The organism is Bacillus cereus group sp. MG1 (assembly GCF_040460035.1).
Classification (GTDB): domain Bacteria; phylum Bacillota; class Bacilli; order Bacillales; family Bacillaceae_G; genus Bacillus_A; species Bacillus_A cereus.
The window spans coordinates 178410-205287 of the sequence record NZ_JARVGY010000004.1 but is presented as its reverse complement, the minus strand read 5'-3'; the positions used below and the strand labels follow the sequence as shown (position 1 = coordinate 205287).

Here is a 26878-nt window from a genome sequence, read left to right as displayed (position 1 = left end):
ATGAAGAGGAGGAAGCTATAACAATAGCTTCCTCTAAATAATCGCAAAAAATGTTGATTTTGTGCAATTATTAATATTTTTTATTCGAATTGTCTTCTTTCCAAGCGATCAACAGCCTCACGTTTTTTCTCATTATTAATATTTGTATAGATACTAGTAACTTCCACAGAAGTATGGCCAAGTTGATCCCGAAGTAATACTAGGTCTTTGTTTTCCTTATAATGATTTGTAGCATATGTGTGTCGTAGTTTATGAGGGCTACGCTTCTCATCAAATGCACTTGAATATTTGTCACATAACTTCTGTATAGCTCTAACAGTTAACTGCGTATATTTCCCTTTATAATTTGTTACGAAGAGTAAGTCTTCATCTTGGGGGCAGTTATATTTACTAAGACGAACCTTAATATATTCCTGAACATCATCTAAGCAAGAGTGAGTAGCTAATATGGAGGATCTTTTATTGCCTTTACGCGTCACTTTTACTTTCCCTTGACGGAAGTTTATACTAGATATAGTAAGACTAGCTACCTCGGAAACTCGAAGCCCAGTTCCTAAAATGAGGCTTATAATGGCTATATCCCTTTCTTTATCACGCTGAAAAAAACTATATTTTTTTGGTGATATATCTTTCAACATTTCACCATAATCATTTGCTAGAAATTGAAGAAAAGCTACATCATCTTTTTCATTAAATATCATGTTTGCAACGTCACCTGCTCTTGCTGCTGCATCTACTTTCTCCTTATGCAGTTCAATTTTCTTCATTACATTACGTGAGATGTAATTTTCCCCTTGTTCATTTTCTGTATTTTGAGCTAAGTACTTGAATAGGGATTTTAAAGCAGAGAAAGTTCTGTTAATGGCTTTTGTCTCAATACCTTCTCCCTGGAGATATCTTTGAAAAATTCTAGCTTCATTTAATGGTAAATTTTCTAGTGTTGTAATTGGTACATTACATATATTAGTGACCACCTTACCGTTTTCAACGGCTAATCGATTATTTATAAGCCATTTTAGAAACTTTTCAAATTCAGTAATGTAAGCATATAATGTAGCGGGGGAGAGGGCTGTTTTCATTTCTGCATACTCTATGATATACAAGGGCATTTTACTTTTATGTTTATCTATTAGTATTTTAAACTTTTCTTTTTATTGGTTGCTCATGTTGTACACATCAAATCAAATAATGTAAATTATTTTTTAAACTAATACTTAAACCGATATTTAAACTAACTATTCGGATTTTTGAGCTAGAATGCTATTTTAATAAATAACTTGATTACATATATGGATACCATAATAGTTTTTGAAAAAGAAGAGAGGTATCAATATATAATTGATACCTCTACTATACTCAATTCTATGAAATCCATCAAACTGTTCGTTAAATACACTTTTAACGGATACATTATATGAGATAATTATTGTAAATTGAAGAATTATTATTACATTCTGTATGCTATTGAATAGAGAACTGGTGTATGGTTAAATTCACTTTACTGTTAATTCTCCAAATTGGTCATATAATAATTTTAAACGAATAGAATGATTTTCTTTTAAAAGCTCATAGGCTTCACGAAGTAATTTATGTCTTTTGTTATAGAGTGTAGAACATGTAAATGTGTTTGAATTACAACAAGGACAGACAATACCCATAATGGCCGTATTAAAAGCAATAATAGTATTTTGATCTGGATCAATCTTACAAAATAAACGAACAGAGTTACCTGTGTCTGGCTTTACAATGATTGTGACCATGTTATCTTCTTTACGAATATTCCCATTAGAATCCATCTCTAAAGTGGCATGTGTTAGTTTCAATTACTTTCACTCCTTAATTTTTATGTATTAGTAGAATTTTTGAAGTATCTAAATAAACAAAGTTTATATTTAGATAAGTGCGATTTCTTAAGTTCATACAATTAGTATTATAACATCTATATCCCATCTGCTAGTGTACAAGGACATGAATCTCTAAACTATTTTGACAAAAAACTATAAACTTAATATAAAAAAATCAATTGTCTATAGTAATCTAATCTTAATTAAGTAAAATCTTTAATTCATACAAAAATAATGCTCAGAGTCATTTAAGAACTTTGAGCTTTGAGGAGCTGACTGTGGTGAAAAAATGATATAAGAGTTAATAAAAAAGAGTGCAAAACATTAAAATGTACCCTATAGAATAGACACTGAAAAAAAGTGTATTCTATAGGGTATTTCTTGTATAATGAGAGAAAATTGGGATCGGAGAAAGTTCAAAATGACAAAAAAGCTATTTACGGAAAGAGACATTCAAATTCTATCAAATAACCCCTACATAAAATCTGTAAGTCAGAAAGGTATCACTTATACAGATGAATTTAAGCGTATTTTTATTGAGGAAAATGAGAAAGGAAAACTACCTCGAAATATTTTTGAAGAATGTGGTTTTGATATAGATATAATTGGAATGAAACGAATTATGTCATCAGGAAGTAGATGGCGTGCTGCTTACAGGAAAAATGGTGTATTTGGTTTGCGAGATACACGCACCGAAAACGCGGGAAGAACTCTTGAGAGAGAGCTTACGTTAGAAGAGAAGTATGCTCGTTTAGAAGCCGAACGGAACTTACTAAAGGCAGAAAATGAATTGTTAAAAAAGATCAAACTTATGGAAGGGAGGATGAGAAGGAAATAACGTTATCACCTAGTCAGAAATATATCCTGATTCGTTCTGTTATCATAAAATATAACTTAAGAAATATGGTGAGTTATTTGTGTAAAGTAGCTGGTGTATCCCGTTCGGGATACTATAATTATTTTTCCATTTCATCTCAAGAACAACGGAAACAAAAGAACAATCAAGATGAAATCGTGAAAGAAATCATATTAAAAGCACTTCGATTTAGAAATCGAAAAAAAGGGGCTCGTCAAATAAAAATGACATTGGTGGGTCATTTTCAAGTTGTCTACAATTCAAAGCGTATCCGTAGAATCATGAAAAAATATGAGATTGTCTGTCCAATTCGGAAAGCAAATCCTTATAAAAGAATGCTGAAAGCTTCAAAAGAACATCGAGTAGTGCCGAATCAATTAAATCGAGAATTCAAACAAAATATCCCAGGAAAAACGCTTCTTACAGATATCACTTATTTAATTTAAGGTAAGAATAAAAGAGCTCATTTATCTACAATTTTAGATGGCTCAACCAATGAAATTTTAGCTTACCATGTTTCAGAACAGATGACATTAGACCTCGTAACAACAACTCTTCATAAACTAAAACGGAATAAGAGGATTCCATTGACTGAAGGCGCATATATTCATTCAGATCAAGGAGCCCACTACACAAGCCCTACCTACCAAAAATTAGTCAAAAAGCTAAAGCTCGGACAATCTATGTCAAGAAGAGGGAACTGTTGGGATAACGCTCCACAAGAATCATTTTTTGGTCATCTGAAAGATGAAGCACATATAAAACCTTGCGAGTCTTTTACTGAGTTGAAACAAGAGATTAAGAAATATATGACGTACTATAATCACTATAGATATCAATGGAATTTAAAAAAGATGACCCCTGTTGGATACAGAAATCATCTTCTTGATGTTGCCTAACTTTTTTCAAAATGTCCTTTACAAAGGGTACAGATTACATGTCTGCATTCTTTTTTATTGCGCCCTAGCTACAATAGGTAAAGTATTTGTAATAAAGATAGGTGTATACATCTATAACTTAGATTTGGGCTAATTTCTCCATTTTTCAAGCAAAGAAAATATAGAGTTTATTTATGTGCATAGTGAGAATTAAGGTTTAGAATATTCTGTGTCAATATTATCAATTTACTATAGTTTACAATTGTGTAAAAATAGAGAGGATTATATTTTTTCGAATTAGTATATTAAAAGCTATATTAAGGGTAATGTGAGCATTTATAGCCTACTTATAAACGGTGACTGTGGGATCAAGTTCTTGTAGAATTCACTAAACAAAATGAGGTGACTGTAAATTGAGAGAAATTGCGAAAAAAGTACAAATGATACGTTTACAGGAGGAGCATTTCGGACGTCATGCAGACGCAGAACAGTATTGTGCCAAGCGGTGTAAAATAGAACGAGAGAGAATTAAATTAGAAATATAGTTAAAAAACGAAATCAAAAATTTCAAACAACAGAAGAAAAATGGGACTCAAAATGTAAAAAAGCAGTACAATTATTTAATCAAGGAGAGGAATATCCAACTATTGCAAAAAAACTGAGGTGCAATGTGAGTAGTTTGTATAGAGAACTCAAGAAACGGGGCGTATTACAAATGCCAAAGCAAGTAGCATCATCTAAATCATTAAAGTCATCCATAATACCACCACAAACAAAAAAATCGAAGTTCGAACGATATAAAGAGTATTATATGTATAAATAGAAGAATTAAAGGCTACTCGAAAGTTGCAAATGTTTACATAATTTACCTGTGACTAATGGACTTTAAATAAAAAATTTAATTAAAAATACAAATTAATAATAATTACATCTAAAAAATTTTATTCTTAGATGTATCACGAAATACACTTTTTGAAATCACATTTAGCTCTCTTCTGAATTAAACTTATTCTCCTTTTGGCAGAATAAATAAAAATACCCAAATAACAAAAATGTGGATTTAAAAAAATAAGAGATTTTTTAGTGTTTGCCTCTAAATGTCCGCTAATGTTTAATGTTACATGGTTCTCTGAAATTTGTTATTCACTCTGTATATTTTATAACCTTTATTCTTAATATAATATTAAATTAATTTTTTATAAATGGAAGGGGATATATAATGTTAACTGATTTACAACAAAAGTTTTTCTTAAAGTTAAAAATTCCACCAAAAGAAAATGTGAAGTTTGAAGATTTGCATACAATTCTTTTACAGATGGGGCACTTAGTACCTTATGAAAACATAGACATCATGGAAGGAAACATGCAAGAATTTTCTAGAGAAACTATTGAAGAAAAACTACTTTTAAAGAATCGTGGCGGATTATGCTATGAGATTAATTCTTTGTTATATTATTTTTTGTGTGATTGTGGATTTAATGTGTATCGAATAGCTGGAACTCTTTATGATTCGAAACTAGGAAAGTGGAACCCGGATGATGGACACGCACTTATTGTTTTACAGCACAAAAATGAAAACTATATAATAGATGCTGGTTTTGCATCCTATCTTCCTTTACATCCTGTTCCTTTTCATGGTGACAGTGTGACTTCTGTAACGGGAGAATATCGTGTTCGTAGGCAAAATACAGAGAAAGGGACCTATGTATTTGAAATGAAAAAAGGGGAAAATGGGGAAACTTCTCATTTTCTTGATTCGGATCTTACTGATACCTGGTCTATCGGCTACGCTTTTTATTTAAATGCAATTGATGAAAAGAAAATAAATGCTATACAAAATATGGTTATAGAGCATCTAGAATCGCCAGTAAATAAGGGGAGTATTATTTGCAAATTAATTGGAAACGGTCATATTGCACTTACTGAGAAAAGTTTTACCGAAACTCGGCATGGAAAGAAGTCTAAAAAAGAAATAACAGTGAAACAATATTATCAAATACTTAGAGATAAATTCAATATATTTTTAGACATATAGCCTGAAGTAAATTGTAAAGGTTCACCATATTATTTCGCGAAAATTGTATGTTTCTGCACACGTTAATACTGAACAAAAAATTATAGGATTTCGCTTTTTTCGTGTTCAAAGCTCTTTTGAACTTACCTATATTCAGATAATTAAATAGAATTAAGTTACTAAGAAAAAGGGAATTTTACTATATTTTTAAAGAGTGAGGTTCCTATACTTGGGCAGATTATTGCAACGGATAAATTTTCCATTCTTATGATGGTTCATGGTAAGCAACAACTAGTCTACAAAAAAGCAATTTCCATAATCATTAAGTAATTCTTTTTCCTTTTTTTAAAGGAGGGAAAAACAACAAAAAAAAGAAGGTTGAAATCAACCTTCTTTAAAATAAAGGAACAGATGACAGATTACTACTCCAACTCTTAATCAATTATAATAAAGTTAGTGCGAATATTCAATTCGTTATAAAATTTATTAATATTTATGGCTTATTTTCAAATTATAATATGAGTAATTCTTTTTATTAATATATGTTCGATCTTTCCTGTTGCAGAATGAACAGCTCCCTGTCAAGTAGACAGTGGAAATAATAAAAAATACTTTAAGCGGCTTGAACCCTGTATTCTAATGGGCTTAAGCCGTTTAATTTTTCTTGGTAACGTTCATTATTGTAAAACTGGATATAATTATCTATCGCTTGTTGTAACGCTTCAAATGTCTCATACTTATGTAGGTAATACTTTTCACACTTCAACGTCCCCAAAAACGATTCCATTGGTCCATTATCTATACATTTTCCTACACGTGACATGCTATGAATCATTTTTGCCTTTTCTATCTTTCTCTTAAACCCATGTGACGTATATTGATACCCTCGATCACTATGAATTAATGGATGTTCATTCTCTTTTAATATAGTGATAGCTTGATCCAATGTTTGAAATACCAATTTATTATTGTTTGAATGTCCCAATACATAACTAATAATAGACCCATCATAAAGATCTAAAATGGCGCTTAAATACGTTTTCCTTCCGTTTCCTAATTTGAACTCCGTGACATCTGTTACCCATTTTTCATTGGGTTTGCTTGCAGTAAATTCACGATTTAGTCGGTTTTCAGCGACATATTGCGCAGTTGAGGGAACATAGCGCTTTCTTTTCCGACGAATCACGGACTGTAATCCAGCAATGTGCATTAAGCGATAAATGCGTTTGTGATTAAACTTTTTATGATACATTCTATTAATATTTAATTTCATTCTTCGGTACCCATAAATGCCTTCTACTCGTGCATAAATAGCTTGAATATCCAGAAGAATTGCTTCATTCTCTAATTCTCTAGCTGTTGGCGTACGCTGTAGCCATTTATAATAAGCAGCACGAGATACACCGGCAATTTCACATAAAAGGATTACTGCCAAATTTTCATTCGCATGTAAATCTTGAATCGCTCTATATTTATTTTGTAGACGAACGCTTGTTAACGACGCCTCCTTTCGAGTTTTTCTAACTTTTTTAAAAAAGCATTTTCTGCACGTAATCGTTCATTTTCTCGTTCTAAACGTTTCATTTCCAGTTTAAACTTTTCTTCAGCTGTTAATTCATATTCTTCTTTCTTTCGACCGCGTTTATCTTGTAGTGCATCTTCACCATTCGCTTCAAACTTCTTGACCCATTGATATACTTGTTGATAAGAAACTTCATAACTTTCGGCAGTGAGCTGATAGTTTTTCTGATGTTGTATACAGTAATTCACAATTTGAATTCGTTCTTCTAACGTTGTTTTTCTTCTACTTGTCATAGAGTTTGTCATTCCTTTACCGGTATCATTTAGTTCTCTATGACTATTATACTTTTTAATCCATTTTCTCAAAACCGCAGTACTGGATATATTGTATTTTTGGATAATCTTGTTTAACGAATCGTGTCCTGATAGATAATCATTGACGGCTGCTAACTTTAGCTCTTTTGAGTAACGCTTCCAAGAAAGTGCTTCTTCTAGGCCGTCTTCACCATTCACTTCATACCTTCTTTTCCAATCTCTAATCGTCCCAGGATCAACAGAAAACTTTGCCGTAATGTCAGCTATTGAATGATGACCATCTTTATAAAGAGCTAAAATCACCAATTTTTCAGCTTTAGAATATTTCATTCTAGCCATAAAAAATACTCCCCTTAGATAACAGATTTTTATTTTTTATCTGTCTACCTAATAGGGAGCATATCAGAATCCTTATTATAAGGATTCTTTTTTTGTCTTACAAATTCACAAATAGAAAAGATAAAATTGGAGAGCATGAACTTATCTTTTTCATAAGGAGAAAAAAGAAAAAATTGTTTGTAGAGAATAAAATAGAGATTATACAAGGATTTAAATCTAATGACAAAGAGTTTTCTACTTATCTAGAAATTTTAACGTATTTCCCGAAAGAAGTCTCCTTCCTCAAGCGTGTGAAGGGCGTAGCCCGACGATAGGTGGGAGATAAATTTCGGTTTGGCGGAGCCAAAAGGCTTTGCTTTTTATTTCCCCTCTGATAGAATCAGTCTTATAAAGAATGAAGGTTGTTATATCAATGAAATTAGATAATAATCATTCGGTGTTCTTGCTATATTATCACCTTGTATTGGTTGTAAAATATAGAAGAAACGTGTTCAATGATGATATATCAGACTATGCAAAAGACATGTTTGTCAGGTTATCAGAGAATTACAACATAACATTGGTAGAGTGGAATCATGATGTAGACCATGTTCATATTTTGTTCAAGGCTCATCCGAATACAGAAATGACAAAATTTATTAATGCTTATAAAAGTGCAAGTTCTCGACTCATCAAGAGAGACTTTCCACGAGTGAAAACGAAACTTTGGAAAGAGAAGTTTTGGCTTATTAACTACTGGCGGTTCTCCAATAAACGTAGTAAAGAAATATATTGAAAATCAAGGTGGAAAGTGAGATGAAATGATATGACAAAGCACAATAAAGCATATAAATTCCGTTTGTATCCAACAGAAGAACAAGCATATCTTATGCGTAAAACCTTCGGTTGTGTACGTTTTGTGTATAATAGAATGTTAGCTGAGCGAAAAGAAGCGTACGAAAAATACAAAGATGATAAGGAACAACTAAAGAAACAAAAGCCTCCAACTCCCGCGAAATATAAAGCAGAATTTGAGTGGTTAAAAGAAGTGGATTCATTAGCTTTGGCAAATGCTCAAATAAACTTGCAAACTGCCTATAAGAATTTCTTTAGTGGTCAAAATGACTTCCCAACATTCAAAAGTAAAAAAGACAGAAAGTCTTATACAACGAATGTAGTAAACGGAAATATTATGTTGCTAAATCGTCATATCAAATTGCCAAAATTGAAAATGGTACGTATCAAACAACATAGAGAGATACCACAAGATTATAGAATCAAGTCATGTACGATTTCTATGACTCCTACGGGTAAATACTATGTGTCCATCTTGACTGAATATGAAAAAGAAATTGTACAAAAAGAAGTAGAAACAGTTGTGGGGTTAGACTTTGCGATGGATGGATTATACGTTAGTTCTGAGGATAAGAAAGCCAATTATCCTAATTTCTATCGTAACATGTTAGACCGATTAGCAAAGGCACAACGAGTATTATCAAGGCGCAATAAAGGTTATGAGCGTTGGCAGAAACAACGTATTCGTGTAGCTAAATTACATGAGAAAGTAGCTAACTAACGTAAGAATTTCCTTCATCATGAGTCTAAAAAGTTAGCTATTCATTTTGATGTCGTAGCTATTGAAGATCTAAACATGAAAGGAATGTCGCAAGCACTTCATTTTGGAAAAAGTGTCGCTGATAATGGGTGGGGTATGTTCACTTCTTTCTTAGCTTATAAACTAAACGAACAAGGAAAACAACTTTTGAAAATAGACAAATGGTTTCCTTCCACCAAAACATGTAGCAATTGTGGGAATATGAAAAATATGACTTTGTCTGAACGAATCTATTCTTGTATATGCGGTGTAAATCTCGATAGAGATTATAACGCAGCTATCAATATCAAAAATGAAGCAATACGACTATTAGCGTTAGGATAAATAGCAATAAAATAACCTTTGGAAAAAGGGAGTTAGCTCGGCTGTCTAAGGACAAATTCGTTAGCTATTAAAAGTAATGATTAACCGAGAAGCCCCCACTTCAAACATTCCGTTAGGACGTTAAGTGGCGGGTAGTTTACAAGAATTAGATCAAAAGTCATTTTCTCATAATAGATTACATAACGGATGGGCATTACTTTTTGATACTTTGTATGAGCATTGGACGATGTGGAAAGGGCCTTTTTTTGATGGCGCTCATAGGGAGAAGTATGTAGAATTTTTAAGTGTATTAGATAAAATAACTGATAACTTGGGCACAGCTGCTGATGCATATGATTATAAAACATTTTATATGAGGAAATTAAGATGTGGGATGATCCAATTACTATTACATTTCAGCCGAAAATTAATAATAGTATAGTTCCCAGCATAGATGATCTAATCAAGGGAATTGATGAAACAATATTATTATGGAATTAATTGAAAAATATGGTTAATGAACGTTATGAGCATGAACGATCCAAACGTTCCAGTTTATAAAAGAAGAAAGTTTTTATGAATTGCTTTTTTTATGTGATTGCTATCATTTTATAGATTTTCTGATTCATATTACGTCAAAAAGGTATTGAAAATATTTATTCTGGATATTTTCAATACCTTTTTTCTAATGTAGGAAAGAAGTTGGGATTTTTGATTTTACTTACTAAAAGTTTATTCTTATAAAAAAGATAAATATTGATAATATGGCAATATTATTATTAAGTGTAATGACCTTGAAAAATTTAAATATATCTTTTAAGAAATAAAAAAAGAACCAATATTGGTATTATCCCCTATAGGTAGACAGTAAAAAAAGAGTCCATCTGGTATGATGGACTCAGTACTGTTTTATCTGGAGGGGATTTTTTATGGCAAGAAAAGGACAATCATTTCAAAAATATACAGAAGAACTAAATGGGGAAGCAGTCCGTCTTAGAATAGAAGAAGGAAAATCATTACGAGAAATTCGTGAACAACTTGGCATAAAGAGCGATGCACAAATTATAGAATGGGTAAAACGCTCTCAACAAGGGCAGGCATTTGATGATCAACGTGGTGTTTGGAACCGTAAGAATTTTAATAGTCTTGAAGAAGAAAATGCATATTTGAAGGCGCAGGTTGAATATTTAAAAAAGTGCAATCCAAATCTACACGGGAAGGAATGGTCTTAAAGAAAGAACGATTTTCTCTTATAGATTCACTACGCCAAACATATCCACTCAAATGGTTATTTCAAATTGCAGAAGTGTCTAAGGCTGGATACTATTAATGGCGAAAATATCATAACGTGCATCGTTTACGCCAAAAAAGGGATATGTGGCATAAAGAACATATTTTATCTATTCATCGTCAACACCCTTACTATGGATATAAACGCATGACCCGTGCTTTAGCCCGAGAAGGAATGGTAATGAATCATAAACGTGTTCGTCGTCTCATGAGAGAGCTAGGCATTCAATCTATCATCCGGAAAAAACGTCCATTTTACAGAAGAAAAACATCGGTGATATTTAAAAATCATTTGAACCGAGAATTTCAAGCGGACAAACAAAATCAAAAATATGTAACGGATATTACTTATGTACGAATTGGAGATCAGTTTGCTTATTTGTCAGCTGTGTTAGACCTATATAACAATGAGATTGTTGCTTGGAAACTATCTCGAAGAAATGATTTAGATTTGGTTTTAACTACATTACAACAATTAGAGGAAAAATCCTTATCTACTAAGCCCCTTTTACATTCAGATCAAGGGGTCCAATATACATCAAAATCTTACGCAAAGCAGTTAGAAAGATTAGGATTTGTCGGTAGTCATTCTAGACGTGGAAACTGTTTTGATAATGCATGTATTGAATCATTCTTCTCACATTTAAAAACAGAGAAGTTGTATTTAGTGCGCCCAAAAACATATGAAATGGCTTATCAAGCAATTCAAGAATACATCCAATTCTATAATATAGAAAGGTTCCAAGAAAAACTTCACGGCCTTTCTCCGATAGAATATCGGTAAAAGGCCGTGGCATAATACTCTTTTTATGACTGTCTACTTGACAGGGAGATGACCAATATAGGTTCTTTTTTTATAGTTGGTAAATACGTAATTAACTATAGATGGTAATAAAGATAATATTTTGGATATCTTTAATCACTTAGCTGGTTTCTATTGGTAGAATCCTTTTGCTCACGTTTCATAGATACAGAATAAATTTTAGCTTACTAAATTGGATGAGTTAACTTCTGAGAATCTTTAAGCTGAATTGTAAAAACTAGTTAGGGACATAATGAAAAAGTTGGTTTAACTGAGCTCACAGTATTTTTAGCGATGAAATTTCGTTGAATATAGTATAAGATATCTCATATTCCATTGGACCTATAGCCTATTTTCATGATTTATCCGTACAATTTTACGAGGCATAGGCAAAGAAATTCTTTACGGCTTATTACCATCTATTGTTCGACTATGATAATACCATAACAATAAAGCGTTTACAACTGAAAAACAAAGAAAATATATGAACATTCGACTTTTTTCGACATGCATTATTTTATGAAAATGCATCAAAAAATCAAGAAAATATGTAATTTCCATTACAAATCTATTGTGTTTTGCTTCTAATTGTGTAATTTAACTGTATATTTATATAATTTAAGTTATATATCCTATTCTTTTAAGTGTTAAGTTGGAATTGAGTTCTTTGGCCATTTCATAAAACTACTTATCTTATTAAATTAAGTAGTTTTATGAAGTATCCCAGTTTATAGAGCAGGATAATTATAATTTCAAAATATAAAAACTTTTAGCCATTGTTATTTCATTACCTATGTTTAGTTCTGTAATCCCAGTTTTAGAATAAGTCTTTGTTGAAGAATGTATACAATAGAATATCAAGGTTCTATTAGATGAAATTCTGAAAAGTAAATTACGTACAGTGCTGGAGATAGAAGGTTTTTTAAAACGGCAAAAAATTAGATTAACATTAGACTGTGTGAACAAATTGAACTATAAATAAGCAGCTGCACTAGTAACAGTATTAAGGCTTATTTTGCTACTCTTCCATATAATGCTTCTAGAAGCTTTAATTTAAAAGGAATTCCATTTCTATTCGTACAAAATTGACACTCCTCCCCTAAAGTGGCCAACTAACGTCAGTAGGATTCTTGCTACCAAAGGCCAAATCCATTTCTTGTACCGCTGAAGTGTAAAGATTGCGGTGTGCCATCACCAATCCCACAACAGACCGTATAGTTTCGTAGGCTATGGTACTGTGATCATACCGTACAGATTGTTGGTTCTCAAATGTATTTACGTCTTTTGCATGACTATGAATAAAGTATACCTTGTTTTGCTATACAAAAACGATGAGTTCATCCCAAGTCTAAAGACGGACTAAAGTCCTGCGTAGGCTTTTCTATACCGTAAATTCTGTGAACGGTATTTTAAAATTGTGGTAACATGAGCCTAGATATAATATATTCAACAAATATCTTAGGATGCATGAGATATAGGACATTCCTTTGGCAAGGAAGTCTCTGCCCTTAATGACCGTGAAGCGTCTCATCCTAGTGAAAGGGATAGGTAATAATTATTGTTCTTAAAATTCTGAATTTTATATATTTTATTTATACAAAGTAATTTGTTACTTATTTTATATTTTATTGTTAGAATGGATACCAAGTTGTAGGAGGTGATTTACATAATTACCAATATTATCTTTTCAATTTTAGAAATATGGAGGAGGGACGAGATTGTTAAGTAATATTTTTTTCTTTGATTAGATTTAGTAATATCATTAAAATTTATTTTTTTGTATATGATAATTAAAAAATAAAAAAGGATACACATAAAAAGGAGATGCTAATAAATGAAAATACCTTGTTTTGTTATGCGTGGAGGAACGTCAAAAGGATTATTTTTTTTAGATAAACATTTACCTTCAAATAAATCAATTAGAGATGAGGTTATTTTAAAAGCGTTAGGGGCAGGAAATGCTCGTGGTGTTGATGGGATGGGTACGTTAGATCCTTTATCAAATAAAATTGCAATTATTCGAATTTCCACTACACCAGGAATAGATATTGATTATTTATTTTTACAGGCGGATTTAAAGAGAAGGATATTAGACGATAGTGTAAATTGTGGGAATATAATTGCAGCTGTTGCTCCTTATGCAGTAGAGAGCGGATTGATTAAAGTCGGGTCAGGAAAAGAAACTATAACAATTAGAAATTTAAATACAAATGTAATTGTTGAATCAACTATAGCCACTAAAAACGGAAATGTTGTATATAACGGAGATATTAAAATTGACGGTGTTCCGGGTACAGGAGCTCCGATAGATTTGAATTTTAAAAATTCAATCGGCTCAGTTACAGGGAAGTTATTTCCTACAGGTGCAAAAACGGATGTTATTAATGGAATTAATGTATCTTGTGTCGATGTATCAGTGCCATTAATTATAATTCGAGCCAGTGAATTAGGAATTATAGGAAATGAAAGTCCAGATGTGTTAAATGCAAATAAAACATTTTTACATGACATTGATCTTATTAGAAAAAAGGTGGCTTGTCTTGCAAATTTAGGTGATGTATCAAATAAGGTCATCCCTAAGATTGCGGTAATTTCAAAACCTAGGGAATCTGGCACTATTACATCAAGATATTTTATTCCTCACCAATGTCATAGCACTCATGCAGTAACAGGATCGCTCGCATTATCAGCAGCCATAAAAATTAATGGTACAACTGCATACCATGTTGCAAAAAATAATGATTTAAATAAAATGAAAAAATTGAATCAAATTATAATCGAACACCCAGCGGGGAAAATTCAAACAGAATCAGTTATTGAGGAGTCATCTAATGGATATGTAATTAAGAAATCTAGTATTACACGAACAGCAAGGTTACTTTTTAAAGGCGAATTAATAATACCTTGATCAATGCATTGTTTTTCTTGATATAGTTTTAATGGCACATTTTTTAAGCACCGAGAAATTTAAAGAATAACGTTTCTCGGTGCTTATATTTATTAAGGAGGCTTAAATTAAATGGATAATCTTAAAAAAGCGACATTTTTTATGGTTCTTTCAGGAATTAGCTTTTCACTTTCTGGATTTTTTGCAGAACATGCTATTATATCAGGAGATTTCTTTGTAACTTTAACAGCAAGGTTTTTTATTCCTTTTCTATTCTTAGTCCCTTTTATTATAAAAAGAATGGGGAAAATTTCATTTTGGAGTAATAGTTATAAACAATTACCTCGAGCTTTTTCTATTACATTTTCACAGGCATTATTTTTTTTATGTGCAGCTAAAACCTCACTTTTCATAGCAATGGTTTTATATAATACAGGTCCTATTTTTATCTGTCTTATTACCCTTTTTTCAAAGACGAGACGTGCGACAAGAGCAGAAATATTGGCAGCATTTGTAGGTTTTTTTGGAGTGTTTCTTGTTTTAAAAACCGGTGGTATTGATTATGAATCATTCCTTTATTTGGGGGTAGGTTTACTTTCAGGATTATCCTTAGCATTTTCACAATTTTTTTTACATAGAAGTGCACAGACGGATGATAATCTATCCATTATGGCCTATACATACCTATATGGAACAATAATATCGGGTGTACTCTCTGCATGTTTTTCAAAGGGGAATTATATTGGTGTATTTACGAATAGTACAATGGTACTAGTATTTTTATTTTTAATGGCAATGGGAAGTTTAGGGAATCAATGGTTTAGAGGAAGGGCGTATAAGTTAACTACGAGAATTTCAAATTTATCTGCGTTGTTATATTTAAACATTTTGTTTTCACTGTTACTAGATATATTGTTTAATAATAGTATTCCATCAGTTATTCAAATTACAGGTGCTATTTTTGTGATGGGTAGTGCTGCTATTCCAATTATAGTACGTGTAAATAAACAGCAAACAGAACAAAGAAGGGCAGCAAGTTCATAAAAAATAGAGTAGATAAAAGGTTTCCTTCCACAAAAACATGTAGCAGTTGTGAAAGATATGTCATTGTCTGAACAAGTATATTCTTGTATATACGGTGCAAATCTTCATAGAGATTATAGTGCAGTTATTAACAACAATGAAGCAATAAGCCTATTAGCATGAATATTAATAAAGTAGCCTTTGGAACAAGAGATTTAGTTCGACCGTCTTAGGATGAATTTCTTAGCTATTAAAAGCAAAGACTAATCGAGATGAACTCACTTCGAACAGTTTGTTAGAAAGCCAAGTGGCGAATAGTAGACCTGACCTAGATTCGAATATTCATTAAATTTAGGATGTTATAGAGAAAAACGTTATATTTATGTATATTTTTGGAAGTTCCTGTGTTGTAATTCACTTTGTGAAGCATTCTAAAGTTCATCTCTTTACAGTTTTTTACCTTATTATTCTCTATGTATAATACTATTGACGAAGAGAGTGTATATCCTCTCTTCTTTTTTTATCATTTTAGCCAAGAAGACTCCTTCTTCAAGGAGCGTGAAGGGTCCTAGCCCAGTGAGTAGGTGGGAGATGAATTGGCTTCGAACAAGGGATGGCACACAGAAAGTGTTACTCCACTACCTATCGAATGTACGTTAGGTGTATAATAGTCATATACCGAAATGGAGGTGAATCAAATAATGATGAATAAAGCCTATAAGTTTCGTATCTATCCAAATCAAGCACAAGCAATTCTAATCAACAAAACGATTGGTTGCTCTCGCTTTGTATTCAATTATTTCCTATCTCTATGGAATCACGCATACAAAGAGACAGGAAAAGGTTTGACATATGGTACATGCTCTGCCAAACTTCCTGTCATGAAGAAAGAGTTTGTTTGGCTAAAAGAAGTGGATAGTATTGCGATTCAGTCGTCTGTTCGTAACCTTGCGGATGCTTATACACGCTTTTTCAAAAAACAAAACAGTACCCCGTGTTTTAAATCTAAGAAGAACAACGTACAATCTTATACCACAAAACAAACAAATGAAAACATTGCTGTTGTAGGAAACAAAATAAAGTTGCCGAAACTAGGTCTCGTTCGATTTGCCAAAAGTCGCGAAGTAAAGGGGCGTATTTTAAATGCTACAGTTAGACGTAACCCTTCTGGCAAATACTTTGTGTCATTGTTAGTTGAAACAGAAGTGCAAGAACTTCCGAAAACACAATCTTACATTGGAATGGATGTGGGACTAAAAGATTTCGCCATTTTGTCAGATGGAACCATCTATAAAAATCCGAAGTTTTTTCGATCATTAGAAGAGAAGTTGGCGAAAGCACAGTGTGTTCTTTCTAGAAGAATAAAAGGATCTTCTCCCTGGAATAAACAACGAGTAAAGGTAGCTAGAATCCATGAATACATGGCAAATGCTAGAAAAGATTACCTGGACAAAATCTCAACCGAAATCATCAAAAACCACGATGTTATCGGTATAGAGGATTTGCAGGTATCGAATATGTTAAAACATCATAAGTTAGCAAAAGCCATTAGCGAGGTATCTTGGTCACAGTTTCGGACCATGTTGGAATATAAAGCAAAATGGTACGGCAAACAAGTTATTGTCGTATCGAAAACCTTTGCTTCTAGTCAATTATGTTCTTGTTGTGGATACCAAAACAAAGACGTTAAAAATCTAAACCTACGTAAATGGGACTGCCCTTCTTGCCGTACACATCATGATAGGGATATTAACGCAAGTATCAATTTAAAGAATGAAGCGATAAGGCTTCTAACCGCAAGGACTGCGGGGATAGCCTAATCAATTAGAGTTCGATAGAACTCTTTACTTAGGAATCCCTCACTTCTAAACGAAGTGAAAGTGGGGGTAGTTCAAAGATCTTGTATTTCTTTTTTAGTGAATAGCTTTTTAGTCATTTTAAAATTTCTCCGGTTCTAAATTTTCTTTCTATAATACAAGAAATACCCTATCGAATAGATTTTTTTACGGTCTATTTAATAGGGTACATTTTATACAGATATTTACTTTTATAATAAGTGTGCAAGTTTTGTAATAGTGCTCTATTTATTCTAATTGGAGTATTTAAGCTAGATACTCCTATATGGATATGTAATTTTACATATCCATATAAAAGACAGATATGTATTAATCACTATTAAATTATATTGATATCATTTTTAGGTGAGGGATTCATTTAGATATAAAGGAATTAATGGATTTTTATGTTTAATTATCATAGTATAATTATTTCACTTTATGAAATGAAATTTGGATTTAACTTTTTTTAAATATAATATTATATAATTTGAATGAAAAAATATCTGAAAAATCAAATTTAATCAAAGCGATTTTCTGGTTTACTTATGAAAAACATAGTGTTTAAAATGAGGGGGAAGTAAGCTCCTTATATTCTATCAAAAATAAATAAAAAAAAGAGATGTAATTACTTTTTTGAAAAAATCTCTATCTTCAAGTATGTGTGAAGAAATCCTAACGTTAGGTTGTACAACATTTACGATCAAAACTTGTAAAAAACAATAGTGAAGAGGTGTACGGAATGAAGAATAAAATTATGACAGGATTTTTAATAACATCAATCGTTACTGGAGCGACTATTCCTATCAATACTCTCGCAACGCCAATCGTTCAGGCAGAAACAAAACAAGAAAATATAGATATTTCCTCAGCATTACGAAAAATAGGTGCACACTCCAAATTAACACAAACCTTTATCGATGGAGCCTTATCAAGTCCGAATGTACAACTTGAAGAAGTTCCATCTTTAAATACAACTCAATTTCTAATTAAACAAGATATGAAAGAGTGGTCATCCGAACTTTATCCTAAATTAATTCTATTAAATTCAAAAAGTAAAGGATTTGTAACTAAATTTAATAGTTATTATCCAACATTAAAAGGATTTGTAGATAATAAGGAAGATAAAGAAGGGTTTACAGATAGACTGGAAGTCCTTCAAGACATGACCATCACAAACCAAGAAAGTGTGCAACGTCAAATTAATGAGTTAACAGATCTAAAACTACAGGTAGATAAGAAGTTGAAAAATCTTGATACTGATGTGGCAAAAACACAGAGTGTCCTTAATTCAGAGGGAACAGGAAAAATAGATAAGTTAAAAAATGAAATGCTAGATACAAAAAAATCAATTCAAAATGATTTACAGCAAATAGCGTTATTACCAGGAGCTTTAAATGAACAAGGACTAAAGGTATTCCAAGAAATTTATAGTCTATCAAAAGATATCATTGAACCGGCTGCTCAAACAGCAGTAGTAGCGTATAACAAAGGAAAAGAAATAAACAATGCTATTGTAGACGCAGAGAATAAAGCAGAGCAAGAAGCAAAAGAAAAAGGAAAATCAGCTATAGAAATTGAGGCTGCCAAAAAAGAAGCACGTGAAGCGATAGAGAAAAGTAAAAAAGGTGAAATCGCTGCAGCTGCAGTTACAAAAACGAAAGAGTATGATCTTATGAAAGTAATTGATCCTGAAAAAATTAAAAAAACATATAATACTTTTGCTGAAATTAATAAACTAACAGCAGAGCAACGTGCATATTTAAATGATTTAGAGAAACAAAATCAGAAATTATATGACTTAACGACTAAATTAACAGTAGCAGATTTACAAAAATCAATGATTCTTTTCATGCAAAATGATTTGCATACATTTGCTAACCAAGTAGATGGAGAAATTGAGCTAATGAAACGTTACAAAGAGGATTTGGATCTAATAAATAATAGTATTACAAAATTATCGACTGAAGTTGATACCAATAACACCCAGTCTCAAAAAGATACATTAAGACGATTAAAAAGTGTAACAACTCAACTCGAAGAACAAGTTTATAAATTTTAATATTAAGAAATTAGGTTTAATAAAAATATTATAACGCAACTGAAAATAAGGAGGAGAATCAAATGATGAAATTTCCATTTAAGGTTATAACTTTAGCCACTTTAGCAACGGTTATAACTGCTACGAATGGTAGTACTATTCATGCACTTGCACAAGAACAGACAGCTCAAGAACATAAAATAGAAAATTATGCGTTAGGACCTGAAGGGTTAAAGAAAGCGTTGGCTGCAACTGGCTCTCATATTCTTGTAATGGATTTGTACGCAAAAACTATGATTAAGCAACCGAATGTAAATTTATCCAACATTGATTTAGGTTCAGGAGGAGGAGAATTAATCAAAAATATCCACCTGAATCAGGAACTGTCACGAATCAATGCAAATTACTGGTTAGATACAGCGAAGCCAAACATTCAAAAAACAGCTCGTAATATTGTAAATTATGATGAGCAATTCCAAAATTATTACGACACATTAGTAGATACTGTAAAAAAGAAAGATAAGATGAGCCTTAAAGAAGGAATAGGGGATTTAATCGATACAATTCATACAAATTCAAATGAAGTTACTGACGTCATTAAGATGTTAGAGGCTTTCAAAACAAAGTTGTATACAAATACTGTAGATTTTAAAAATAATGTTGGTGGTCCAGATGGACAGGGAGGATTGACGGCTATATTAGCGGGAAAACAAGCACTAGTCCCACAACTTCAGGCCGAAATTGAGAATTTACGTTCTACACAGAAATCACATTTTGATAATGTATTAGCCTGGTCAATTGGCGGTGGACTAGGAGCAGCTATTTTAGTTATTGGAACGATTGCAGGAGCGGTAGTAATTGTTGTGACTGGTGGTACAGCTACACCAGCTGTTGTTGGCGGTCTTACAGCTCTAGGAGCAGCTGGTATCGGTTTAGGAACAGCAGCTGGTGTCGAGGCATCTAATCATATGAATTCTTATAATGAAATTTCGAATAAAATCGGAGAATTAAGTATGAAAGCTGATCTGGCTAATCAAGCGGTTATTTCACTTACTAATACGAAAGACACTCTAACATATTTGTATCAGACAGTGGATCAAGCAATAATGTCTCTAACAAGTATTCAGCAACAATGGAATAAAATGGGGGCTAATTATAAAGATTTATATGATAATATCGATCAAATGCAAGAACATAAACTTTCGTTAATACCTGACGATTTAAAAGCTGCTAAACAAAGTTGGAATGACATTCATAAGGACGCAGAATTCATTTCAAAAGACATTGCTTTTAAACAAGAAAAAACAAACTAAAAATTAATATATATTCATAGGAGGAATTAAAGTGAATAATAATTTTCCTTATAAACTACTTGCTGTATCGACGTTTTTAACCCTGACAACAACTACTGTAGTTTCACCAGTAGCTGCTTTTGCAAGTGAAAGTAAAATAGAACAAACCAGTACGGAAGATATATCTCTTTCTGTAAACAGTGAAAAGATGAAAAAAGCTTTGCAAGATGCTGGGGTATTTGCAAAATCCATGAATGATTACTCTTATTTGTTAATTAATAATCCAGATGTTAACTTTGAAGGAATTGATATTAAAGGATATACAAATCTACCTAGTCAAATTGCACAAGATCAAAAGAATGCAAGAGAGCATGCTACAAAATGGGATGCTCACATAAAAAAACAACTTTTAGATACCCTTACAGGAATTGTAGAGTATGATACCACATTTGACAATTATTACGATACATTAGTAGAAGCAATTAATGAAGGAGATGCAGATACATTAAAAGAAGGCATTACAGATTTACAAGGTGAGATTAAACAAAACCAAGCATATACACAGAATTTAATTCAAGAACTAGCTAAGTTAAGAGATAGTATTGGAGAAGATGTCCGAGCATTTGGAGGTCATAAAGATATCTTGCAATCGATTTTAAAAAATCAAGCATCTGGAATAGATGAAGATGAAAAACGCCTAAATGATGTTTTAGAGCAAATAAGACATTTTAAACAAGTAGAATCGGATGGAATAATAACTGTATCATATCCTTCAATCCCTACATGGATTGCTGGAGGTGTGATGATAGGGGTAGCAAGAAATAATTTAGGTACGTTAGAGCCGTTATTAGTGCAATTACGCCAAACCGTAGACTATAAAATAACATTAAATCGTGTAGTTGGAGTTGCGTATAATAATATTACTGAAATGCAAAATGCAATTGGATCAGCTATTAATGCTCTTACCTATATGTCAGCACAATGGCATGATTTAGATTCTCAATATTCAGGAGTGCTTAATCATATTGATAAAGCATCCCAAAAAGCAGATCAAAATAAATTTAAATTCTTAAAACCTAACCTGAATGCAGCGAAAGATAGTTGGAAAACATTAAGAGCAGATGCGTTTACATTAAAAGAAGGAATAAAAACATTAAAAATGGAAGCTTTTTCTTCAAAAAAATAGGTATATATAGATTTCTTTGCGAAGTCAGCTAAAATAATGGGGTATTATTGGAAAAATGAGAAATAATTACTTGTATTAATAAATTATAATGACAGAGGTATAATAAATATTAAATGCACCCCAATTGTTAAAAACAGTCTAACAATTGGGGTTATAGTTTCTTTATAATTAAATTTACTCTAGAAGAAAAACAAATGCTGTAATACATTATCAAAGATGGAAGTGAGAATATAAAAGATAGTATTAATAGTGATAGGTAAGGTTTTGACGTTATCCCCCCCTTATCCCCCACTTTACACCGTACGTGAGGGAGAGTAAGTAGCCAGCGAGTTACTAAAAAAGTTTAGCATTTTTCTAACTACCTCTCCTAGAACAGGGCATGACAGTTTCCGTGGCACCTAGATAATAGTTCTGCTGAATATCGAATCAGCGCCTAACATTTTCAGTTAGGAACGTGTCACACAATTATAGGATTGAAAATAAGCCGTTCCAAACGAAACGGCAGTTATTTTTAATATTTCTTCATCTGGGCTTATTAGAAAATACGCACTCAACAACAACCAAAAGGAGTAGAGGCCCTTAAGTCGAAGAAAAAGGGGGAATTATTCATAAAGACCAAGAGTCTTAATATACAAGTTGTATTTTCAAACTACATTCAAAAAGAATGGGCTTTTTCAAGTGTCTGTAGAAAAGAACCCTTTATGACGATGCATTTGTGGAATCCTTTTACAAAATCATAAAAAGAGAGCTTATTCAAGGTGCTAAAGTAAATAATACAATTGTACATAAGTAGTCTTAGGCAATTAGATTAATTTTCTTTTTGGACTCATATACCAATATTAAGTTTAATTAACATAGTCAAATGCTGAGTTATATACAAAAAAATTATTTGTCATAATTTTTTTATATAAATGTAAGGATTAAAATGTACATTTTCACTTGTTTAAGCGTGTACAAATTTAATCATTTTCTTTACTAAAATGATCTTTAATTCGATACGATTACCCTACCATGCTAACAACCGTGGCATGATGTAAGAAACGGTTGTTAGCATGGTAGGATCTTGAAAAATTTCGTCTCATGATTTGAAATTTACTTTCGTGGTTAAGATGGTACTACGCTTTTCATACCGCATATCAATGAATTGAAAAATAATTTTGCATCCTCCGGATCAATTGGTAAATATCTGATTTCAGCAATGATAAGTAATTTGTACTTTATATATTGTTTCAATTGGGATTCTAAACGACGCTCTAGTTTCGCACGCTTCAAATTTTTAAGCAAATCATGATATTTAATAAAATTTAGGTGTTGCAGAACTCATAAATATCCAAAAATGAATGCATAAAAAAATCCGTTTTCCTGGAAGAATGATAGTAACCCAAACTATCACTGGAAAGGATGTATTTACTAGTATGATAACCAATTTTGATCAAAAAAATCCATTTTACAAATTTTATTTGCGTATGTAGAAAGTTTAATCATTGGAGAAGTTCCGCCTATTACAGGTCGTCCACTCATTTATAGAAAAACTTTACGTAAATTAACCTGTCTTTTGCATCAATATCCTTTATTTCTTGTATTTTGTGACTTTCCTTTTGTTCCTCGTATCTCTACTTTTTCACGTGTAGGTAACTTGGTTTCAAAACGAAGGTATTCCATTGATTCATAAACAAACTCTTCAAGAGGTGAATTTAGGTTTGATTCCCTGTGTTTTAATCGATAGTATGGCCTTACGGAGGAGTTTATACGATTCTCAAACAAAGAATAGTCTACTCGTTATGGTTGGTATAAGAAATATAAAGCTCATGTCTGTTCTACACCAGATGTCGTATGCATTTACAACAGCGAACGTAAAATGGTTCCTGCATTGCTTTAAGGTATGCAAAACCAAAATGCGTTGTTTCCGTTGCAGATGCTGCTTATGATAGTCAGCACGTTTATGAAATTGCACGAACATATAATATCTTTGTCATGAATCCAATTAAGTCACGGATTGGTGAATAAATTAAGAGTACACATCATTGTGTAATGTCGCATTCTATACAAACCATTTTTGGTAAGCAGCTGATGAAAGAGCGTGGCATATCGATGGCTCATATAACCATTATGCGTAGGTTCATCAATATGGGTCGGAATGATGAAAGAGTATGGAGTCACTTTAAGACAACAAATGACTCCCGGAGAGTCGATGAAACATATATCAAAATGGATGTATCTATTCGTGCAGTGGATTCTGAATACAACACAATTGATTTGTATTTCAGTGAAACAAGAGATACAAAGAATGCAAAGCGTTTCTTCAAGAAAGCTTTTTGGCCTTTTCATGTTTCTAAGCCTCGCATCATTACGGTGGATAAGAATCCGGCTTATCCTATAGCAATTGAACAGTAGAAAAAGAGAAAAACATGCCTGTCGGTATGTAATTTAGACAACAGAAGTACTGGAATAATGTAGTGGAGCAAGATCATCGTTTTATCAAGAAGCGAGTTCGTTCTATGTTAGGATTGAAGTTACTTCGTACAGCTACTTTAATTTTAAGTGGCATCGAAGCTATGCACATGATCAAAAAACAAATTGATTTACGAGATCATTATGTCCAAAACTTTTGAAAAGAAGTTACTAATAGTATGTAGTTTCTTGTTGCCCCTTATATATATCATTTAATTGTTTCAAAAGGTTTTTCAAATATATATTAGACTCGATTGTACAAATTTTGTTTTAAATATAACTGTTTCAAATTTATATATATTGTTGGTAATTTAAAGATTGATAAATAATATTTATCTTTATTTTAGATAGACTTAAATTCGAGTAAACGAAAATATATTAAATGAAGAATATATAACTCATCTTTTTTTTTGTTTATTTTAAGAGTTAGATATAAATAATTCTTTGAATTTCACGCCGGAAAAATTTTCAATTAATTAGTCATACTCTAATGGGATTTTTATTACAGCTTTAGGACTGACTACATCTCCTATCATGAGGATTAGTAGATGTGTATGCATCTGGAACTTGAAAATTATAAAAATATAGGTATGGATATGCTGGTATTAGAGGTGTATGGGAAAGAGATTCACTTAGTTTTATATTACTTTGGCTAACCTTTGTATAAAGAGTATATAGATGTGGTATTAAATCGTTGGTACTTCTAAACAGCTACATACTTAGATTGAAGAGGTTTTAGTCTACACATATAAAACGACTAAACCCCGGCTAGGTATTTAAGGTTTTGTTACATAAAATTCATATCTCCTGGAAGAGCTTGTAAAAAATTTAGAGTTAATAAGTTTTGAATTTCTTGAGAGAATAGTTCTAATTATTATATACAAAAAATGGTGATATAAAGACATCATTTCCTATAATTTTGGAGAAAGAACTTATGATTTTTTTAACTGGATATTGATGTGATCATCCTCATTAGGAATTATAGTTTTAATATAAGTAATTATTGTAATTAGTTTTTATATTTGTATAATCTTAATATAAAGAAATAAAAATTTTTATATAGTGTGAGGGGAAGAGTATGAAATGCAGATAAAAGCAGTTACTATAGAAGAAATCTATCAGGAGATATTGGATGGAAAAAGAAGTAGATTCCCATCCAATACTTGGAGGTGGGATGAGAATAATGAAATGGCTAAAAGAGTAACAAGATATTTATTAACCGAAATTTTAAATTGGAACGAAGAAGAGATAAAGCAAAATTGGAATGTCTCTTTAATTGCAAAATATCGATTACGTGGAGTATTGCAGCATAGATATGAAAATAGTCCGTATGCAATGATTAATGATTTATACCCTAATCAATTTAAGGAATGGGAATTCAAAATGACTCCATTAAATTTTTGGACGAAAAATAAGGCTTTACAATTATTAAAATGGACAATTGAAGAAAAAGAAAAATTATTACCAAAAAAAATTTTACGAATTTATGGGCAAAAGTGGTTGAAGGAACAAAAACTAAGTACGCCATTAAGGGTATTTTGGGATGGGAGTCCATATGCGATGATTAATGATTTATATCCGAATGTATTTAAGGAATGGCAATTTACTAAATCCCCTAATAAATTTTGGACGAAAGAAAAAGCATTACAAGCATTAAAATGGACAATTGAAGAAAAAGAAAAATTAGATCTGGAAGAATTGAGAAATATTTACGGGGGAAAATGGCTAATTCAATCTGGATTGAAAGGCGCTTGTCAATTATGTTGGGAGGATAGCCCGTATGCAATGATTAATGATTTATATCCCAATCAATTTAAGGAATGGGAATTTAAGATGACTCCTAATGGTTTTTGGACAAAGGAAAAAGCACTAGATGCATTACGGTGGACAATTGAAGAAAGAGAAAAGTTAACAGATGAACAATTACTACAAAAATATACAATTAGATGGATAAAAAGTCATAGGTTATGGACACCATTAATGAAATATTGGAATGGAAGTCCATACGCAATGATTAATGATTTATATCCAAATAAATATTTGAAGAATTCATTCAGAGGCTATGTAAATAAGTCTTAAGTAATTCGTTTATACATTTAAAAATCAAAAAAGGTTTCAGATTGTTTGGAAATACGTTATCAACTATAGACAGTATAAAGATAAAATTTTAGATATCTTTAATTACTTAGCTCGGTTTTGTTGGTAGAATTCTTTTGCTCACGTCTCGTAGCTGGATACAGAATAAAATTTAGCTTATTAAATTGGATGAGTTAAATTTCGAGAATTTTCCCGCTGAATTGTAAAACTTTGTTAAGGACATAACAAAAAGCTGTTATATCTGAGTTCACAGTATTTTTAGCGATGAAATTTCCATTGATTAATTTATAAGATAGCCCATATTTTATTG

The 26878-nt window shown here is 31.8% G+C and carries 11 protein-coding genes and 11 pseudogenes; 18 read left to right on the top strand and 4 right to left on the bottom strand.

Annotated features, from left to right (window positions below; translation table 11 throughout):
* Positions 1–80: 80 nt before the first annotated feature.
* Both xerS and QCI79_RS32515 read right to left on the bottom strand, forming a co-directional pair.
* Positions 81–1166: pseudogene (gene xerS, locus QCI79_RS32520) on the bottom strand (tyrosine recombinase XerS).
* Positions 1167–1493: 327 nt separating this feature from the next.
* The gene (locus QCI79_RS32515) at positions 1494–1823 is read right to left on the bottom strand and encodes a hypothetical protein (RefSeq protein WP_021728458.1); all 330 of its coding nucleotides are present in this window, start codon (positions 1821–1823) and stop codon (positions 1494–1496) included.
* A gap of 442 nt (positions 1824–2265) precedes the next feature.
* Here QCI79_RS32515 and QCI79_RS32510 point away from each other — a divergent pair.
* The 4 genes and pseudogenes from QCI79_RS32510 to QCI79_RS32495 all read left to right on the top strand — a co-directional run.
* Positions 2266–3599 (top strand): annotated as a pseudogene (locus tag QCI79_RS32510) (IS3 family transposase).
* Positions 3600–3991: 392 nt separating this feature from the next.
* Positions 3992–4401, top strand: a pseudogene (locus tag QCI79_RS32505) (hypothetical protein).
* A gap of 396 nt (positions 4402–4797) precedes the next feature.
* Positions 4798–5613 (top strand): arylamine N-acetyltransferase family protein, encoded by an 816-nt coding sequence (locus tag QCI79_RS32500; RefSeq protein ID WP_021728496.1) that lies wholly within the window; start codon positions 4798–4800, stop codon positions 5611–5613.
* 162 nt (positions 5614–5775) lie between these two features.
* Positions 5776–5922: pseudogene (locus QCI79_RS32495) on the top strand (RNA chaperone Hfq); the annotation flags it as partial.
* A gap of 283 nt (positions 5923–6205) precedes the next feature.
* On the opposite strand, the gene QCI79_RS32490 reads toward QCI79_RS32495, so the two are convergent.
* A protein-coding gene (locus QCI79_RS32490) for an IS3 family transposase (RefSeq protein ID WP_087973166.1) occupies positions 6206–7767 on the bottom strand; the annotation gives its coding sequence in 2 pieces (ribosomal slippage) (positions 6206–7134 and positions 7134–7767; 1563 coding nt in all).
* A 412-nt stretch (positions 7768–8179) separates the two neighbouring features.
* On the opposite strand from QCI79_RS32490, the pseudogene tnpA reads away from it, so the two are divergent.
* The 11 genes and pseudogenes from tnpA (at position 8180) to hblA (ending at position 22020) form a co-directional block, all read left to right on the top strand.
* A pseudogene (gene tnpA / locus QCI79_RS32485) lies at positions 8180–8561 on the top strand (IS200/IS605 family transposase).
* Between the two features lie 11 nt (positions 8562–8572).
* Positions 8573–9685: pseudogene (locus QCI79_RS32480) on the top strand (RNA-guided endonuclease TnpB family protein).
* A gap of 124 nt (positions 9686–9809) precedes the next feature.
* On the top strand, positions 9810–10106 hold the full coding sequence (locus QCI79_RS32475) for a hypothetical protein (RefSeq protein ID WP_021728501.1): 297 nt from the start codon (positions 9810–9812) through the stop codon (positions 10104–10106).
* Between the two features lie 487 nt (positions 10107–10593).
* Positions 10594–11738: pseudogene (locus QCI79_RS32470) on the top strand (IS3 family transposase).
* Positions 11739–13590: 1852 nt separating this feature from the next.
* Entirely contained in the window at positions 13591–14664 is a 1074-nt protein-coding gene (locus tag QCI79_RS32465; protein WP_000701098.1) for a PrpF domain-containing protein, read from the top strand.
* 111 nt (positions 14665–14775) lie between these two features.
* Positions 14776–15687, top strand: a complete 912-nt coding sequence (locus tag QCI79_RS32460; protein WP_000369347.1) for a DMT family transporter — start codon at positions 14776–14778, stop codon at positions 15685–15687.
* Positions 15688–15692: 5 nt separating this feature from the next.
* A pseudogene (locus QCI79_RS32455) lies at positions 15693–15849 on the top strand (zinc ribbon domain-containing protein); the annotation flags it as partial.
* Positions 15850–16367: 518 nt separating this feature from the next.
* Positions 16368–17486, top strand: coding sequence for an IS200/IS605 family element RNA-guided endonuclease TnpB (tnpB, locus tag QCI79_RS32450; RefSeq protein WP_000981146.1), 1119 nt, complete (start codon positions 16368–16370; stop codon positions 17484–17486).
* A 757-nt stretch (positions 17487–18243) separates the two neighbouring features.
* Positions 18244–19563 (top strand): hemolysin BL lytic component L2, encoded by a 1320-nt coding sequence (gene hblC / locus QCI79_RS32445; RefSeq protein ID WP_000790998.1) that lies wholly within the window; start codon positions 18244–18246, stop codon positions 19561–19563.
* Positions 19564–19625: 62 nt separating this feature from the next.
* Positions 19626–20855 carry a hemolysin BL lytic component L1 gene (hblD, locus tag QCI79_RS32440; RefSeq protein ID WP_000975321.1) on the top strand — a complete coding sequence of 410 codons (1230 nt, stop codon included), beginning with the start codon at positions 19626–19628 and terminating at the stop codon, positions 20853–20855.
* Positions 20856–20886: 31 nt separating this feature from the next.
* On the top strand, positions 20887–22020 hold the full coding sequence (gene hblA / locus QCI79_RS32435; protein WP_001063469.1) for a hemolysin BL binding component B: 1134 nt from the start codon (positions 20887–20889) through the stop codon (positions 22018–22020).
* 1001 nt (positions 22021–23021) lie between these two features.
* Here the strand turns inward: hblA and QCI79_RS32430 are convergent.
* Positions 23022–23322, bottom strand: a pseudogene (locus QCI79_RS32430) (ATP-binding protein); the annotation flags it as partial.
* Positions 23323–23435: 113 nt separating this feature from the next.
* Here QCI79_RS32430 and QCI79_RS32425 point away from each other — a divergent pair.
* The 3 genes and pseudogenes from QCI79_RS32425 to QCI79_RS32415 form a co-directional block, all read left to right on the top strand.
* Positions 23436–24105, top strand: a pseudogene (locus QCI79_RS32425) (ISNCY family transposase); the annotation flags it as partial.
* Positions 24085–24632 (top strand): annotated as a pseudogene (locus QCI79_RS32420) (IS6 family transposase); the annotation flags it as partial. The pseudogenes QCI79_RS32425 and QCI79_RS32420, both read left to right, overlap by 21 nt.
* 922 nt (positions 24633–25554) lie before the next feature.
* Positions 25555–26550, top strand: coding sequence for a DUF4046 domain-containing protein (locus QCI79_RS32415; RefSeq protein ID WP_015406629.1), 996 nt, complete (start codon positions 25555–25557; stop codon positions 26548–26550).
* Positions 26551–26878: the final 328 nt, after the last annotated feature.

Bases quoted from the DNA above. Each gene is read 5' to 3' on its own strand.
- QCI79_RS32500 (WP_021728496.1), top strand. From the start codon at position 4,798: ATGTTAACTGATTTACAACAAAAGTTTTTCTTAAAGTTAAAAATTCCA.
- QCI79_RS32465 (WP_000701098.1), top strand. From the start codon at position 13,591: ATGAAAATACCTTGTTTTGTTATGCGTGGAGGAACGTCAAAAGGATTA.
- QCI79_RS32460 (WP_000369347.1), top strand. From the start codon at position 14,776: ATGGATAATCTTAAAAAAGCGACATTTTTTATGGTTCTTTCAGGAATT.
- tnpB (WP_000981146.1), top strand. From the start codon at position 16,368: ATGATGAATAAAGCCTATAAGTTTCGTATCTATCCAAATCAAGCACAA.
- hblC (WP_000790998.1), top strand. From the start codon at position 18,244: ATGAAGAATAAAATTATGACAGGATTTTTAATAACATCAATCGTTACT.
- hblD (WP_000975321.1), top strand. From the start codon at position 19,626: ATGATGAAATTTCCATTTAAGGTTATAACTTTAGCCACTTTAGCAACG.
- QCI79_RS32415 (WP_015406629.1), top strand. From the start codon at position 25,555: ATGCAGATAAAAGCAGTTACTATAGAAGAAATCTATCAGGAGATATTG.